The organism is Acinetobacter sp. AOR01_HL (assembly GCF_027855455.1).
Taxonomy (GTDB): domain Bacteria; phylum Pseudomonadota; class Gammaproteobacteria; order Pseudomonadales; family Moraxellaceae; genus Acinetobacter; species Acinetobacter baumannii.
The window spans coordinates 1-14978 of sequence record NZ_JAKTIM010000014.1 but is presented as its reverse complement, the minus strand read 5'-3'; the positions used below and the strand labels follow the sequence as shown (position 1 = coordinate 14978).

Here is a 14978-nt window from a genome sequence, read left to right as displayed (position 1 = left end):
GCAGGCAAAGGATAATCCGCGTGTTTTTGAGTGTCAATGTAAGGTTGAATAGAAATTGGTTAAATAATTATTGTTGTTTATTCAATTAGATATTTAAGCTAAAAAGACCTTCAATTTAAATTTAACGATGTCATGATAATAAAAATATAGGATAGTGAATTATGATTGAGTTCATGATTTGAATAGGTAATTAATAATGATAATAAAGGGGCCTCCCACCAGTTCAGAAGAATACCAACTTATCTTTCAATGGCTTGATGAACGGTCCAATTATTCTATTGGGGCGATGGCCTTTCTTGCTCAAACACAAGCTACCAATGCAGAGTGGCAACTCTTGCGGTTGTATGACTCACAAAACGCCAAGCTACTGCTAGGAGTCGCGGTCATCGTTGCTGGTGGCACCTGTTTCTGGGTTCCATCAGAGGCATCATCTAGATCATTACTGTGTACATCAATTTTACAGCTTCAACCGCGTCGGATCGTAACTACTGCAATTGGGCGGGACTTATTACATGCCGAGATCAAGCAAAAAGCGCGTATTTTAAGAGAATATGATCAATGGATCATGGTTTGCTCACGCCAATTTTCTGAAGCTCAAGGCCGTTTGGCTGAACTTTCGGACATTGCCCGCCTTAACGAATATCAACATCAATACAATAAAGAGCGCTCAGTAAATGAAACACCTGACTGGGCATCTCTAATTCAACAACAAAAAATTATTGTGCTTGAAGCAGATCAACAGATCGTTTCGATTGTGCGTTTAGGCATAGAAACTGATCGACTCGTTTCTATTGGTGGCACATATACCTTCCCTGCTTATCGTCGAAAAGGTTTTGCCGAACGCATCTTACAATTCGCGGTTAATCGAATCGTTGCAACTGGACGGATTGCCCACTTAATTGTCGACGTTGATAACACCCCAGCGGTTACCCTTTACCGCCAAATGGGTTTTGAATGCGTAGAGTCCTCTTACATTGCTTACCCAGAGTATTTATAAAAAATTATTCATTTTCAAAACTGCTTAAATGAACCGATTGATCGCGCTATAAATAAAAGCTACAGTAAATAAAGTTTGAATTTTATAACTTTAAATAAATTGATAACGCATGCAGGCAAAGACATGGAAACCATACATGATTTTTATCGGCGCTTTTCTTTAACCAGAGATAGCGATTACTCGGTTCCATCGACTTCGTTTGGACATTTTAACGTGTTCCAACGCGATGCCTGCTCGTTTCTGACACCTTATAGCCGCCGCGATTATTATAAAATTTCACTGGTTTTAGGCACAGGTGAACTTCACTATGCTAACCGCTGGATACGAGTCGACCGCCCTGCTTTACTGTTTTCAAACCCAATGGTGCCCTACGCATGGGAAATTAATTCGCCCGAACAGGCAGGCTGGTTTTGTCTATTTACCGAAGAATTTGTAAACCAAGAATCACGACAAAGCTTTTTAAAAGACTCACCACTGTTTAAAGTCGACGGCGATCCACTATATTTTTTAAACGACCAACAGGTTGAAGAAATTTCATTTATTTTCAAAAAGATGATGAATGAAATAAATTCAGACTATATTCATAAATACAATGTTTTAAGAAATTATTTGCATCTGATTGTGCATGAAGCCATGAAAATGCAACCGACCCAACAGTTTGAAAAACATAGTAATGCTTCGGTGCGCATTTGCCATTTGTTCTTTGAATTATTAGAGCGCCAGTTCCCAATCGACTCGCCACATTTTCAGCTTAAACTCAAAACTGCAAATGACTTTGCCTATGGCTTGTCAGTGCATGTGAACCATTTAAACCGAGCTGTAAAAGAAGCCACAGGTAAAACTACGTCTGAGCATATTAGCTCGCGCATTACGCAAGAAGCCAAAGCGCTGCTACAACACACCAGTTGGAATATTTCCGAAATTGCCTATAGCTTAGGCTTTGAATATTCAGCGTATTTCACTAACTTCTTTAAGAAAAATACCGGATTTTCACCTAAAAAGTTCCGTGAAGACTGTGTGGCCTAAAAACAGATTGTTTGAATTTTATAATTATTGGTTTGAATGTTATACGTCAGTTTGAGCCAAAGCATTTTATAGTTTTTCTACTCAAGTGATTTTGCAAAAAGAGTGTGAAAAATGAAATATAGAACTTTAGGACAAACAGGCGAAAAAGTATCAGCACTTGGTTTAGGTTGCATGGGAATGAGCTTTGCCTATGGTGCCTCAGATGACACACAAAGCATTGCAACTCTAGAAAAGGCCTTAGACCTCGGCATTAACTTTTGGGACACTGCCGACATGTACGGCAACGGCGCAAACGAAGTGTTGCTCTCAAAAGTTTTAGAAAAACACCGTGACAAAGTGTTCTTGGCGACCAAATTTGGCTTCCGCTATAAAGAAGATAACCTCAACCCGAAAAACTCTTTAGAGTCTTATATCGACGGCTCACCTGAGTGGATTAAAGTCGCGGTCGAAAACAGTTTAAGACGCTTAAATACAGACGTGATTGATTTGTATTATGCACACCGCATAGACCCAAATGTTCCGGTTGAAGATACCATTGGCGCAATGGCGGACTTGGTCAAACAAGGTAAAGTTCGTTATTTAGGGCTGAGTGAAGCATCGGCTGAAACCATTCGTAAAGCACATGCGATTCACCCGATTGCAGCGGTTCAACATGAATATTCGCTACTTACCCGTGAGTTTGAGCAAACCCATTTGCAAACCATTCGTGAGTTAGGTATTAGCCTTGTGCCGTATTCACCGCTATCGCGTGGTTTAATTACCAATACGCTTGATGTAAATAACCTAGATGAAAATGATTTCCGTCGCCAGTTACCACGTTATCAGGGCGATAACTGGAAAAATAACCAAAGCTTGGCGCAAGCATTTAGCGAGTTTGCTCAAAGCAAAAATGCGACAGCGGCTCAACTGGCTTTGGCTTGGATTTTGGCGCAAGGTGACGACATTATTCCAATTCCGGGTACGCGTAAAATTGAGCGTCTTGTGGAAAATGCGGGTGCTGTAGACCTTCATTTAACAGCAGCAGATTTAGCAGAAATTGAAGCGATTATTGCAAGATATCCAAACATGGGCGCACGCTATAACGCTCAGCAACTTGCAGCGGTCAATCATTAAAATATAAGCCATAAAAAAGTCCGACTCAGTGTCGGACTTTTTTATTTAGTCTTTGCTATATGTGCCTTGCTGGCGTCCCCCTTCCCAGATCGCATCTAAGGATTTATCCGAAATCGTTAGGCTTTCAGGGAAAATACTTAAATCCTTTTTAAATTTAGCCTCTGGTTTTAAACCAATACAGTCACTATTTTTCCACCATGTGCCTTCGGCATATTGGTCTAAAGCACCTACAGCAAGCATCCATTGAAACTTGCCGTCTGGCTGAAGTAAAAGTTCTGAACCAACTTCCATTACACCATGTAAATAATAGTGGCCACTCCAAGCCTGATCAGCCTTTTGGAATTTCACTTCCTTACAGGTATTAGTCGGCTCTGCATAAATGTGAGCAGAAAAAATAACCGTAGAAACAAGTAGTAAAGGTGCAAATATATTTTTCATTATTGTGTTCCTATATGTTTAGTCTTATTTTCCAGACTCAACTTTTAAATACGTTCCATCGGCATAAACGTTATGTCCAAAGCCACAACCCGACTCACCTTCGTTTTGTTTGACCTGAATATAATTTCCTAATTTCGCATTAGATTTAAAATCGAGCTGAATACGGCAGTCTTGATCTTTATAAATGGTTTGCTTGGCATTAGTCGGCATTTTGGTGTCAAACTCACCCATATTTGGGCCGTAAATTAAGCTTCGTAAGCCCATATAAACGCCCGAATAGCCAATGGCATATTGGCCCTGTTTACGGCTTACCATGATGTGATCCCACTCACCAAAACCTGAGTAACGGACGTATTCACCCGACAAATCATTGGATGCTTTAGGTTGAGGCAACTGCTTAAGGTTAAATTGACTAGATTTGGATTTTTCATCGAGCATAAACCATGCTCTTGCCCAAAGTGGCTGACCCAATTTGGCATAGGCTAAGCCCACGTTATTGTTGGCAACTTCAATATCACGGTCGGTAAATTTAACTGTGGTTTCATCTGCATTGGCCTTACAAAAAGCAGTCCAAGAGGCTTGGTTCTGGAAATTTTCGAGCGCTTTTTTATATTGTTTTTGATCGTAGAATTTCTTACCTAAGCTCGCGTACTGCTTCACTTTATTACAGCCTTGTTGTAATTCTTGTTCATAAGAAAACTCTGCATGAGTTACCGTTAAAGCTGAAAGTGTAAGAACCGCGCAACCTGAAATAATAGATTTAATCATTTTAAAATTCTTTAATAATTAACTAATTATATAATATGAGCTGGCGCTATAAATCACAATTATTTGAAACAAAAGTCTATTAGAAGAGTTTAGGTTTTTATAAAAATAGTTAAATCCATACAGAATAATTTTTTAAAAACATTCAACCTTAACTGTTTATTTTAATTGAATATTCAACCAAAAAATAATGTAGACTGCATGCGTAAAAATTAGGAAAAATTATAAGAGTGAATAATTTAATTATTGGAACCCTATTTGCACTGTGTGCAGCAGCTTTAAATGCATCTATTGGTGTAATTAGTAAATTACTCATGCACAGTGGTTTAAACCCACAAGACATTGCCTTTTTAAAAACCATTATCGCCTTTTTCTTTTTAAGTGTGTTTTTATTTAAAGTGCCAGTTAGCCAAAAGATTGCATTTATTAGCAGTACGCCAAGTAAACTCAGCGTTTTTACTCAAATTGCTATCTGTGCTTTTTTAGGAATTTTCTCGCTATTCTTTTTTGAGACCATTGCTTATAACCACGGTGCTGCGGCCAATGTCGTGGTGGTACTCATGGCTTCGGCTGCCATCTCTGCCCTATTTTTTGGGAGGTTCATTTTAAAAGAAAGTATCTATATTCATTCGCTTATTGGAACATTATTAGCTGTCACGGGGATTAGCATTATTTCGTGGAAAGGTGAAAATAGCCTTTTAATGCTGATCAATGCTTCTATTGCCGGTACGGGTTATGGCTTATTTTCGGTTTTAGTGAAAAAGTTCAAATTAAATGGCGGGCTGTTTCTGACTAAATACTTACTGCTGTTTGGTAGCGTTTATCTTGCAGTTCCGTTTTTAGTAAATTTGCATAGCATTACTTTTAATAGTGACATCATTTTAGGTTTGATTGGTTTAGCTGTTCTACCAACCATACTCGGCTTTTTCTGTACCACTAAAGCGTTGTCTTATATGAGTGCCGCAAAGGTACAAGTGACCGAGCTTTCAGAACCCATTTTTGCAGCGCTTATGGCTTGGGTTTTCATTCATGAACAACCGACTTTATCGTTTTTATATGGTGCAATCTTCATTATTTCAGGCATCTTTTTAATGAACAAAGCGCCGAAATCAAACTAGCTGATTTCATTTATTTCGTTGGCGTGGTGACAAGCCACTTGCACCACACTGGCAAAGTTAATCGCCATCTGTGAAGGGGCATGTTTTTTATAAGCAAGCCCTAAACCCACCGTAGGTACAGGTGCTTTCAAAGAGCGATAAGCCACACCTTGTATTTGCAATTGTTTGGTCGACTCGGGAACCAAAGACACCCCTAAGTTTGCAGACACCAACGATAAAATTGATACAATTTGCGGGGCATTTTGTCCAATTTTCGGTTCAAAGCCACGCTCATGGCAGGCTTGTTTAATCGCATCAAAAAGCCCTGCACTCACTGAAGGTGGCGAGACAATAAAATCAAGCTCTCGCAGCGCAGTTAAATCAATTTCTTGTGATGCATCGTCGAGTTGAAAAGACTCTGAAGGTAAAGCAGCAATGAGTGGCTCAGCCAATAATTCTTGTAGAATGAGGCTATCCGGCATATTGCGTGGCGAACGAATAATTGCGACATCTAAACGGTCTTCAAGCAATAAGTCGATGAGTAGTAAAGTATTGGCTTCTTCAAGCTTTAAATTTACTTTCGGGTATTGCTGCTGGAAATAGCGAACGCATTTAGGAATTAAAGGGTTCAACATTGAAGTACCTGTAAAACCTAACCTTAATTGACCCACTTCGCCATTTGCCACCTGTTTAACAAGGTTTGCTGCATCTTCTACACGCTGCTGTACTGGCTGAATTGCATTTAAAAAGGCAAGCCCAGCTTCGGTCAGCTCCACCCCATGAGGCGAACGAATAAATAAATCTGCACCTAGCTCTTCTTCTAAGTCTCGTATTTGCATACTTAAAGGCGGCTGACTCATGTTTAAGCGCTGCGCAGCTTTGGTAAAGTTTTTTTCTTCTGCTACTGCCAAAAAGTAGCGTATATGCCTGAGTTCCATTACTATATATAAAACATATCGTGTCCCATTATTAAATATATTAGAAAAATACCTTTTAAATTGCTAATTTTAATTTATCGAATTTTCTCGATGCAGCATGCCTTTAGGCCCTGCTCTTTTTTCTGTCATGGTCATGATATGAACTCTTCATCTACACCCAGTACCTTAAACACTGAGGCAACGTCTGTTCTTTCCCGTGAGTGGATTCACAAAGGGACTAAAGCTTATAAACATGCAGGATTTGCTTTATTCCTCGTAGGTTTTGCTAGCTTCTCTCTAATTTATTGTGTACAGCCACTCTTACCTGCATTTAGCCAAAGCTTTCAGATTAGTCCTGCGAGTAGCTCTTTGGCACTGTCATTAACGACTGCCTTTTTAGCAATTTCAATTGTGCTATCGAGTGCCTTTTCACAAGCGATTGGCCGTCGCGGCGTAATCTTTACCTCAATGCTGTGTGCCGCAATTTTAAATATTGTCTCGATGCTTACACCGAACTGGCACAGTTTACTCATAGCACGTGCGTTAGAAGGTTTACTGCTTGGTGGCGTACCCGCAGTGACTATGGCTTGGATTGCCGAAGAAATTGCACCTGAACACCTCGGTAAAACCATGGGTTTATATATTGCAGGGACAGCCTTTGGTGGCATGATGGGCCGTGTCGGTATGGGTATTTTGGTTGAATATTTTTCATGGCGCACCGCCTTAGGCCTACTTGGAGCAATCTGTTTTATTTGCTCAATTGCATTTTTAAAACTACTGCCTACTTCGCGTAATTTTGTGCAGAAAAAAGGGCTGAATTTAGGCTTTCACATGCAAATGTGGCGTGCTCATTTAAGCAATACTAAATTATTACGCCTGTTTGCCATTGGTTTCTTGCTTACCAGTGTTTTTGTCACCCTGTTTAACTATGCAACCTTCCGCTTAAGCGGTGCACCTTATTCACTCAGCCAGACACAAATTAGCCTTATTTTCTTGTCGTATAGCTTTGGTATGGTGTCTTCATCGTTGGCAGGTAGCTTAGCTGATCGCTTCGGCAAGAGAACCATGATGATGAGTGGCTTTGCGCTCATGATCTTGGGTAGTCTCATGACCCTGCTCAGCTCTCTTTTCGGCATTATTATTGGCATCGCATTTATTACCACAGGCTTCTTTATTACCCACTCACTTACGAGTAGTTCTGTGGGTGCCGAAAGCAAACAAGCTAAAGCTCATGCCAGTTCGCTTTACTTGCTGTTTTACTATATGGGTTCAAGTATTGTTGGCTCGGCGGGCGGTTGGTTCTGGTTACACGGTGGCTGGAGTGCGATTGTCGGCTTAACCGTGTTCTTGTCTTTAATTGGAATATTTTTAGCGGTTTATACTTCACATGCTAAAGCGCATTAATGTAGTAAAACCCTAACTTTTTTAGGCTAAACCCGATGAGTATTTAAAAATCATATGAAAAAATTTAAATGCTCATTTTTTGGCTTGTATTTTTTTTAAGAAACTGTAAAATTCACTCCACATCGCCGGCATAGCTCAGTTGGTAGAGCAACTGACTTGTAATCAGTAGGTCCACAGTTCGAATCCGTGTGCCGGCACCATCATTAAACCTCATAAATATTTGATTTATGGGGTTTTTTGTTGCCCATAAAGTTGGTTCAGTTCTGGCCCAACGGACTATTTTGTGGTCCATTTGATCGATAGTCTGATGGTCTAAATAGGTCATTGGACCTACTTCCATTCCCAACCCAACATGTTCCCCATACCGTTTTCAGCTCTTTGGCTTTCCATGCGTATTGCGATGTCGATACATCAACTTTTCAGAGTTGCTATCGCTACACAGAGCAGGACGCTTGGAAAACTTAAGGCGTAGGGGAATTTCCAAGGTTATTTGCATTTCCTGTTTCAAACAGGACATCTAGGCTAGGCCCCTGAAAGTTCTGGGGAGTTTTGCTTTATATGAACCTATCCGTAACACTATGCTATGCCCCTTCTGGACAATACCCCAAATCCTCTACAAACACTTAATACATCCCCTTTATATTTTTTTCTCCAAACTTTCCAACTATGATGCGTTTATTCAAAAAAACTTTATTTAGTACCTAACATGAAAGACTATTCAGAATATTTCCGTGAAGCTGTGGCTTCTTTTCTTGCACAAAATCCTGCCCTACAAAAAGAGCTTGCCTGTATTACAGTTGATGAAGCAGAAAGTATAGGCACTACGGTTGAAACACTTCACTCACAAGTCATGAATCAACGATTCGTTGAACATGCAACCCAGTTAGGTATCGACACCAACCATTTAGTACTGCAATTCATTGATGCTTCTGAAAATGAAAAGAATCAGATTCTAAAAAATTATCACCAAAATCTTGCCAATTCTCTCGGTATTGACTGGCAGGACTACATTTCAATCAACCCTCATTTATCCCATCTATGATCAAAGTACTTCCCCTGTAATTGAGTAGTTTAATAGGGGATTTTTTTGCTTTGGTTGATGGATATTTTTTTAGAGTAGCTTTTAGGGAGGGATTTTTAAGGTTCCTTGCATTTCCTGTTTCAGACTGGACATCTAGGGGGAATGCCCGATGGTTATGGGGATTTTCGTAAAATAAATATTGTTTTTATTGGCGATATTATTGATTGTATTAGATTACTTATACCAATTGGAAAGAATAAATAAAATTCTAATTACTTCCAGAAAGATAATAAAAAAACCTATTATGATTAATAGGTTCTTATTAGCCTTAGATATGAATGAATATATTCACTTACTTACTTGAGTGAAATCAGGCGAGTTTTTTCTCTTCAATATAGCTTAAATCAGCTACCTGTTTATCCCAGAACTTATTCCATAAGTCGCAGTATTCAATACACAACGTTGTCAAACTTTCATAGTTATCTTTCGTTATTGCTTGTGCCAATGCAAACCATAAATCATCTTCATGGTCATCATCTGCTGCTTCAGAAGTTTCATCCGTAGATACACCATGAACGTGATAATACCCTCCACCTTCGATATCAATACCGACAGCTTTAGTTGCTTCTCGTAAAGGTGGGCTAAAGAGGATTACCTCTTCTTCTGCGACGGCAAGCAGTGCAACTACATTAATATAGCTATCATAAGATGATTCTAAAAAGGTTCTTACTTTGTCTGCTATTTGCGAGGGTTGAAAATTTCGACGATCCTGCTCACTCAAACCATAATCGTTTAGTAAATCCTCATATAGAGGATAATGTGCATATTCAGGATTACCAAGATAATAACCTTCTGAATCTAATCCTGGTCGGAAACCAAACTCATCAAGTATATTCAAACTCAATAAGACCCGTGGAAACATTTTTGATCCAGATGGGAGAGATGGCTCTAGTTGTTTTGTCTGGAATTGAGCCATTAATAACGCATCAGTAAAAATCTGCACAATGGCATGACGATATTCCAAATGGATTTTTGTTAATGAAGCTTTATCAATCTTTCCATTATTTAACAATTCAATTGCAGGATGTTTACACACTGGCAACGCTGCTATTTTATTACGTAACTGTTGGAGAAACAGGAGATTTTCCTCCCACTGTTCTGCAGGAATACTATTCCTCATCCCCTGTAATGCTTTTTGCCGTGGATTATTAAAATCTTCGAATTTTTTAGACATATTCATTCTCAATAACTAGGTTTTTTCTTATGGCTAAGTTATGAGCCCCCTTTATTTCACCCTTGCATCCAATTGCTAAAAAAGAAGACTATATGCTCATCCTTAACAATCTGATATTAGGTTTATTATTACTACAAATCAATCTATGTTTTCATCTTATTCTTAATAAAAAATTAGTGTGACTATTTTCACAAAAAATTCATATTTATATATAGCTAAATTATTGAATTAAAGAAACATTATTGATACAATACAGAGTGATTTGATATAACTATTCTATCTTAATAGAGTATACTATTTTAAAAAGATTTATTATGGGGCAATCAATGTCAAAAAAAGATACTATTATAACAACAGCATTAAAGCTTTTTAACCAGAAAAGCTACAACTCTATAGGAGTTGATAGAATTATAGCTGAATCCAATGTTGCTAAAATGACTTTTTATAAGTATTTCCCATCAAAAGAAAACCTTATTGAAGCATGTCTATATCAAAGAAATAGTGACATACAACAGGCTATTCTTGAAAAAGTAAACGCTAATGATCTACCTTTAACTCAGTTACAAAGTGTATTTAATTGGTATATTAACTGGATTCATACTGACGATTTCAATGGCTGTCTATTCAAGAAAGCAACAATGGAAATTATTCAAACGTATCCATCTGTAAAAAATCCTATCAATGATTATCGTGCATGGATTTATAATTTAGTTTTTTCAATTGTAATAAAATTAAAAGTGGAAGATGCGGCTGGTTTAACAAGTCTATTTCTTAATATTGTCGATGGTCTTATTATTGATGGCACAGTCAACAAATCTCTAATTAATCCAGAGAAAACATGGTCTTACATCAAAAAACTAATCAACCTTGAAAACCTTATAAAATCGGAAGTTGCTTGATTCGGTTAAAAGATATTTATTAATTATATCAACAAGGCTTAACTATACTATCTTCATCAAGCTCAATTAGAAATTATTGTAAATTAATCTTACCAATAATTTATTTTTTATATAATTAGTCTAGACAAATATAGGAATTTTCTAAGAAATTCTACTAAGAAACTCTTCCTTCTAATAAATTAGGTCAACTCTATTCTCTTGAAAGACATTGCTTGTAAAAAGACCAACACAATAAAATCTAATAAGTTATAAAAGAAGAATTTGAAGCTTATGAATATGATATTTAAAGAGGCATTTTTAAGGTTCCTTACATTTCCTGTTTCGGACTGGACATCTAGGGGGAATGCCTGATGGTTATGGGGAGTTTTGTTAAAATATCCCCCTTTTTTGCGGGGCCAAATTGCTTAGCTTTTATGGAGGAAGAGAACGACTTCTGTATTTGCCTTCAATTTGCATAGATATTATCTACATGGTCTATTTACATAGGAGTGACCATGAAGAAATACTTTCCCGAACTTGATACAGTTTCCGATATCCTTGCATCAATTCCTCACCCTCAAATCCAATCCATTGCACATGCGATTCGTATCTGCAATGACCAAGACACGCATGTCTTCACTAAGCTACATGCTGTAGTTGGGGTTATTATTTAATACATGGAGGTGAAAATGAAAGCATTGAAAGAATGGCTGAAACAGCAACGTGAACTCAATGATCTAACTCAGCAGCAATTAGCTCATAAGCTTGGGAAACCTTTGCAATACATTGAAGATGTGGAGCATGGTGATTATCGCTTGGAGGTCGTTGAGTTTATTTATTATTGCCAAGCCTTGAACATTGACCCTCATCAGGGTATTCGCTTAATTGACCTTGATCCCCAAGAGCAAAACAAGTAACTCCCTTCTTATGGTTACTATGATCTATATCAATCTCTTGATGCTGGAATCGCTTGTTTGATCTGCTCCAACCCCTCTTCTGGGGTAATTTCAAGTATACGGCAATACCATACATATTCTACAACATCTAACCGACGCTCACCTTGTTCAACCTTTTGAACATACGAGTGTGGTTTACCCATGCGTTCGGCTAATGCACGCATAGTGAGATGTTGTTCTTCCCGCATTTGCTTCAACCACTTAGTTAAAGCCTGCATTTCTGGGGTATTGATACTTGCTGTCATGTACCTATTATCGATACAATATATTTTGTACCCAATATAGATACATGTAATGTGTAACTATTCCTGAAATCAGAACTAAGTCTTCACTTTCTAACGAGAAAATATAAGGTGCATAAAGATGGGGTTTTCAAATCTACTTAGCTCTGCACTTACTGCAGTTGCTACATTCTCTGGTAATCCAGATGTTCAACAAGTTGCTAACTCAGCCAATGAGTTGGTGGTTTCTTATCAGGCTCAGCAACAACAGGAAATGGCTCAACGAATCATGAGTTCACCTGATGGCATTATCCCTGTAACTGAAAAAGGGAAAACAGTATGGCGGGCTTTGAAATACAACGCTGCTGGAGAAATTACTGGCTTCGCTGACTTTAATACTAAGGAAGAATATTTAGTATTGAAGCAACAGGAACTTCGTGCTCAACAAGCATTGGAGCAACAAAGGAAAGCTGAACAAGCTACCCAACGTCAGTATACGACTCAAACCAAGCGTGCAGGTGATGTTTCAATTGCTGATATTGATGCATACGGGCAAATGCTTGGCACCATGCAACAGGCTTCTATGGGTGCTCTGATGAACTGTTCTCAATATGTTGAAGCTTCTCCCCAATGGAATGCATGCGCACAGCGTGAAGTACAAAAGGTAGAACAGCGCAGATAGCTCATCACAGACTAACTTTCATTTATCTATAAGGAAGAACACTCATGAAGACCTTCAAAATGGTTCGGCTACTCACTTGTGGCTTATTTAGTTTATTGATGTGCTCTGTTGCAACGGCGAAAACTGAAAAAATCACTTTAAAGCAAAATATCGGTTTCGGTGAAGAAGCTGTGATATTCAACACGACTAAGGGAGAAGTCATCCTCAATATGTATGCTCTTCCTGAAAGAGTGGCTAAACAGATTAAACCATTTAAAAAGGGTCAATGTCTGGAAGTCCAATCTAAACATGGTTTCTTTCAGGACACGGGAGACGGTCAATACATTCAAAGTATTCGACCATGCAAACGGACTCAATCTAAAGCAAAGTAAGCTGAACGACCAGATGAGAGAATCACCTTAATTCAAAAATTCTTTTCGAGAATACCATCAAGGAGAAGAAATAGCTAATGATGCGACCGAGGAACCTTGTACAGAGGACAAAGTAACTGATGGTACTGCTGAAGAATCTAGTCAAAAAGATGAAGGAGCAGAAGAACCTAGTAATGAGAGTAAGGTAGCTGTCAACGTTGACGAAAAACCTAGTCAGGAGAGTGATCAAACAGATAATATTTCTAAAGGCTCTAGTCAAAAAAATGAAGGAACAAATGGTGCTTCAAAGAAAAAAAAGAAGAGTCAGGCTCACAATAGCTCGTTAAGGCTTAAAGATATTGGTACAAGTATTCTTCGTCGACAAGAAGAAGATGAGCAATTCATTGAGCAGCTTGTAGCTCAATATGATGTCCCCTCTCATGCAGTTACTGTAGAAATTCTACTGCAAATTGCACATCTGTCTACAGTGATTGGTAATCTAAACGATATCTACACAATCATTGAGAAAAAACAGTTTAGCACTGTTATGGGTATCGCTAGGGGACTGTTCTAAATTTTGTGTAAGTACTTAATTTTCATTTATCCTTCAGAGGATAATTACAAAAGGTACTTCACATGGATGAAGCAACAATCAAAAGTATGGCTGCCGAATTGGCTAAAGGTCTAAAAACACCAGAAGACTTAAACCAAATGACAGCAGTCTTTAAAAAATTCATGATTGAAACTGCACTCAATACTGAACTTTCAGACCATCTCGGTTATGAAAAGCATCAGCCCAAGAAAGGCTCAAATAGCCGTAATGGGTTTAGTTCTAAAACCATTACAACTCAAGATGGACAACTGGCTTTAGATATTCCCCGTGATCGAGAAGGTTCATTTGAGCCACAAATTATCAAAAAGCACCAAACACGCATCACCAGTATGGATGACCAAATCCTCTCACTGTATGCAAAAGGAATGACTAATAGGGAAATTGTAGCCTTCTTCAAAGAAATGTACGATGCCGATGTGTCAGCATCTCTCATCAGCAAAGTTACCGATGCTGTGATTGAGCAAGTGACTGAGTGGCAAAATAGAGCCTTAGATAGCCTTTATCCTGTTGTCTATCTTGACTGTATTGTTGTCAAAGTCCGTCAGCACTCCAATGTGATTAACAAGTCCGTATACCTTGCTTTAGGCATCAATATGGATGGGCAAAAAGAATTACTGGGTATGTGGATTGCTCAGACAGAAGGTGCCAAATTCTGGCTGTCAGTCATGACAGAGCTAAAAAATCGAGGAGTACAGGACATTCTTGTTGCCTGTGTAGATGGATTAAAAGGCTTCCCTGACGCGATAGCCTCTGTTTACCCTCATACTGATATTCAACTGTGTATCGTGCATGTTGTACGCAATAGCCTGAGATTTGTAAGCTGGAAAGACTACAAAGCTGTTACGTCGGGTCTGAAAGCGATTTATCAGGCAAGTACAGAGGAAAATGCTTTAAAATCCCTAGACATCTTCTGTGATCAATGGAATCACCAGTATCCCAAAATTGGAGAATCCTGGCGGGCCAATTGGGAAAATATCCGAACGATCTTTAGCTATCCAGCCGAAATACGTCATGCAATTTATACAACAAATGCGATTGAGTCGTTGAATAGCGTAATACGCCATTCAACGAAGAAAAGGAAAATCTTTTCATCTGATGACTCAGTAAAGAAGGTCATTTACTTAGCAACATCAAATGCTGCGAAGAAATGGACGATGCCAATTCAAAATTGGCGTTTAGCAATGAATTGGTTTACGATTCAGTTCGATGATCGATTAAAAGATCATTTATAAAAAATGGAACTTACACAAAATAATTTACAGGCTC

General features: G+C 38.5%; 17 protein-coding genes and 1 tRNA gene. 13 read left to right on the top strand and 5 right to left on the bottom strand.

The genetic code is table 11. From position 1 onward, the window contains the following. Nucleotides 1-196 precede the first annotated feature (196 nt). From MKL62_RS02455 to MKL62_RS02445, 3 genes are all read left to right on the top strand, one after another. Nucleotides 197-997, top strand: a complete 801-nt coding sequence (locus tag MKL62_RS02455; protein WP_004745338.1) for a GNAT family N-acetyltransferase — start codon at nucleotides 197-199, stop codon at nucleotides 995-997. Between the two features lie 123 nt (nucleotides 998-1120). Then, complete coding sequence (locus tag MKL62_RS02450; RefSeq protein WP_000447716.1) at nucleotides 1121-2023, top strand: helix-turn-helix domain-containing protein; 903 nt, start codon at nucleotides 1121-1123, stop codon at nucleotides 2021-2023. 111 nt (nucleotides 2024-2134) lie between these two features. Then, entirely contained in the window at nucleotides 2135-3136 is a 1002-nt protein-coding gene (locus tag MKL62_RS02445; RefSeq protein ID WP_000877474.1) for an aldo/keto reductase, read from the top strand. 45 nt (nucleotides 3137-3181) lie between these two features. Here the strand turns inward: MKL62_RS02445 and MKL62_RS02440 are convergent, their stop codons facing one another. Together MKL62_RS02440 and MKL62_RS02435 are read right to left on the bottom strand one after the other, a co-directional pair. Further along, nucleotides 3182-3574 (bottom strand): hypothetical protein, encoded by a 393-nt coding sequence (locus MKL62_RS02440; RefSeq protein WP_004745337.1) that lies wholly within the window; start codon nucleotides 3572-3574, stop codon nucleotides 3182-3184. A gap of 24 nt (nucleotides 3575-3598) precedes the next feature. Beyond that, a complete protein-coding gene (locus tag MKL62_RS02435) occupies nucleotides 3599-4342 on the bottom strand; it encodes a hypothetical protein (protein WP_004745336.1) in 744 nt (247 codons plus the stop codon). A 227-nt stretch (nucleotides 4343-4569) separates the two neighbouring features. On the opposite strand from MKL62_RS02435, the gene MKL62_RS02430 reads away from it, so the two are divergent. Further along, the gene (locus MKL62_RS02430; protein WP_004742070.1) at nucleotides 4570-5457 is read left to right on the top strand and encodes a DMT family transporter; all 888 of its coding nucleotides are present in this window, start codon (nucleotides 4570-4572) and stop codon (nucleotides 5455-5457) included. Here MKL62_RS02430 and sxtR read toward each other — a convergent pair. Further along, the gene (sxtR, locus tag MKL62_RS02425) at nucleotides 5454-6374 is read right to left on the bottom strand and encodes a multidrug efflux pump transcriptional activator SxtR (protein WP_000423162.1); all 921 of its coding nucleotides are present in this window, start codon (nucleotides 6372-6374) and stop codon (nucleotides 5454-5456) included. The two genes, MKL62_RS02430 and sxtR, sit on opposite strands and share 4 nt — an antisense overlap. A 138-nt stretch (nucleotides 6375-6512) precedes the next feature. On the opposite strand from sxtR, the gene sxtP reads away from it, so the two are divergent. The 3 genes from sxtP (at nucleotide 6513) to MKL62_RS02410 (ending at nucleotide 8799) form a co-directional block, all read left to right on the top strand. Continuing rightward, nucleotides 6513-7757, top strand: a complete 1245-nt coding sequence (gene sxtP, locus MKL62_RS02420) for a multidrug efflux MFS transporter SxtP (RefSeq protein WP_004745335.1) — start codon at nucleotides 6513-6515, stop codon at nucleotides 7755-7757. A gap of 124 nt (nucleotides 7758-7881) precedes the next feature. Further along, a tRNA-Thr gene (locus MKL62_RS02415) sits at nucleotides 7882-7957 on the top strand. 506 nt (nucleotides 7958-8463) lie between these two features. Next, entirely contained in the window at nucleotides 8464-8799 is a 336-nt protein-coding gene (locus tag MKL62_RS02410) for a DUF6388 family protein (protein ID WP_005066947.1), read from the top strand. A gap of 349 nt (nucleotides 8800-9148) precedes the next feature. Here the strand turns inward: MKL62_RS02410 and MKL62_RS02405 are convergent, their stop codons facing one another. Next, a complete protein-coding gene (locus tag MKL62_RS02405; RefSeq protein ID WP_005066945.1) occupies nucleotides 9149-10012 on the bottom strand; it encodes a heme oxygenase-like domain-containing protein in 864 nt (287 codons plus the stop codon). 326 nt (nucleotides 10013-10338) lie between these two features. Here MKL62_RS02405 and MKL62_RS02400 point away from each other — a divergent pair, with 326 nt between their 5' ends. The 3 genes from MKL62_RS02400 (at nucleotide 10339) to MKL62_RS02390 (ending at nucleotide 11807) form a co-directional block, all read left to right on the top strand. Further along, nucleotides 10339-10911 (top strand): TetR/AcrR family transcriptional regulator, encoded by a 573-nt coding sequence (locus tag MKL62_RS02400; protein ID WP_025469777.1) that lies wholly within the window; start codon nucleotides 10339-10341, stop codon nucleotides 10909-10911. Between the two features lie 494 nt (nucleotides 10912-11405). After that, nucleotides 11406-11564 (top strand): hypothetical protein, encoded by a 159-nt coding sequence (locus tag MKL62_RS02395; protein WP_004735505.1) that lies wholly within the window; start codon nucleotides 11406-11408, stop codon nucleotides 11562-11564. A gap of 15 nt (nucleotides 11565-11579) precedes the next feature. Next, nucleotides 11580-11807, top strand: a complete 228-nt coding sequence (locus MKL62_RS02390) for a helix-turn-helix transcriptional regulator (RefSeq protein ID WP_004735507.1) — start codon at nucleotides 11580-11582, stop codon at nucleotides 11805-11807. Nucleotides 11808-11836: 29 nt separating this feature from the next. Here MKL62_RS02390 and MKL62_RS02385 read toward each other — a convergent pair whose 3' ends face one another. After that, nucleotides 11837-12091, bottom strand: coding sequence for a helix-turn-helix domain-containing protein (locus tag MKL62_RS02385; RefSeq protein ID WP_004735509.1), 255 nt, complete (start codon nucleotides 12089-12091; stop codon nucleotides 11837-11839). A gap of 118 nt (nucleotides 12092-12209) precedes the next feature. On the opposite strand from MKL62_RS02385, the gene MKL62_RS02380 reads away from it, so the two are divergent. From MKL62_RS02380 to MKL62_RS02370, 3 genes are all read left to right on the top strand, one after another. Continuing rightward, complete coding sequence (locus tag MKL62_RS02380) at nucleotides 12210-12749, top strand: hypothetical protein (protein ID WP_005066940.1); 540 nt, start codon at nucleotides 12210-12212, stop codon at nucleotides 12747-12749. A gap of 44 nt (nucleotides 12750-12793) precedes the next feature. Next, nucleotides 12794-13120 (top strand): hypothetical protein, encoded by a 327-nt coding sequence (locus tag MKL62_RS02375; RefSeq protein WP_005066939.1) that lies wholly within the window; start codon nucleotides 12794-12796, stop codon nucleotides 13118-13120. 615 nt (nucleotides 13121-13735) lie between these two features. Beyond that, on the top strand, nucleotides 13736-14944 hold the full coding sequence (locus MKL62_RS02370; protein WP_000343018.1) for an IS256-like element ISAba26 family transposase: 1209 nt from the start codon (nucleotides 13736-13738) through the stop codon (nucleotides 14942-14944). The last annotated feature ends 34 nt before the right edge of the window (nucleotides 14945-14978 follow it).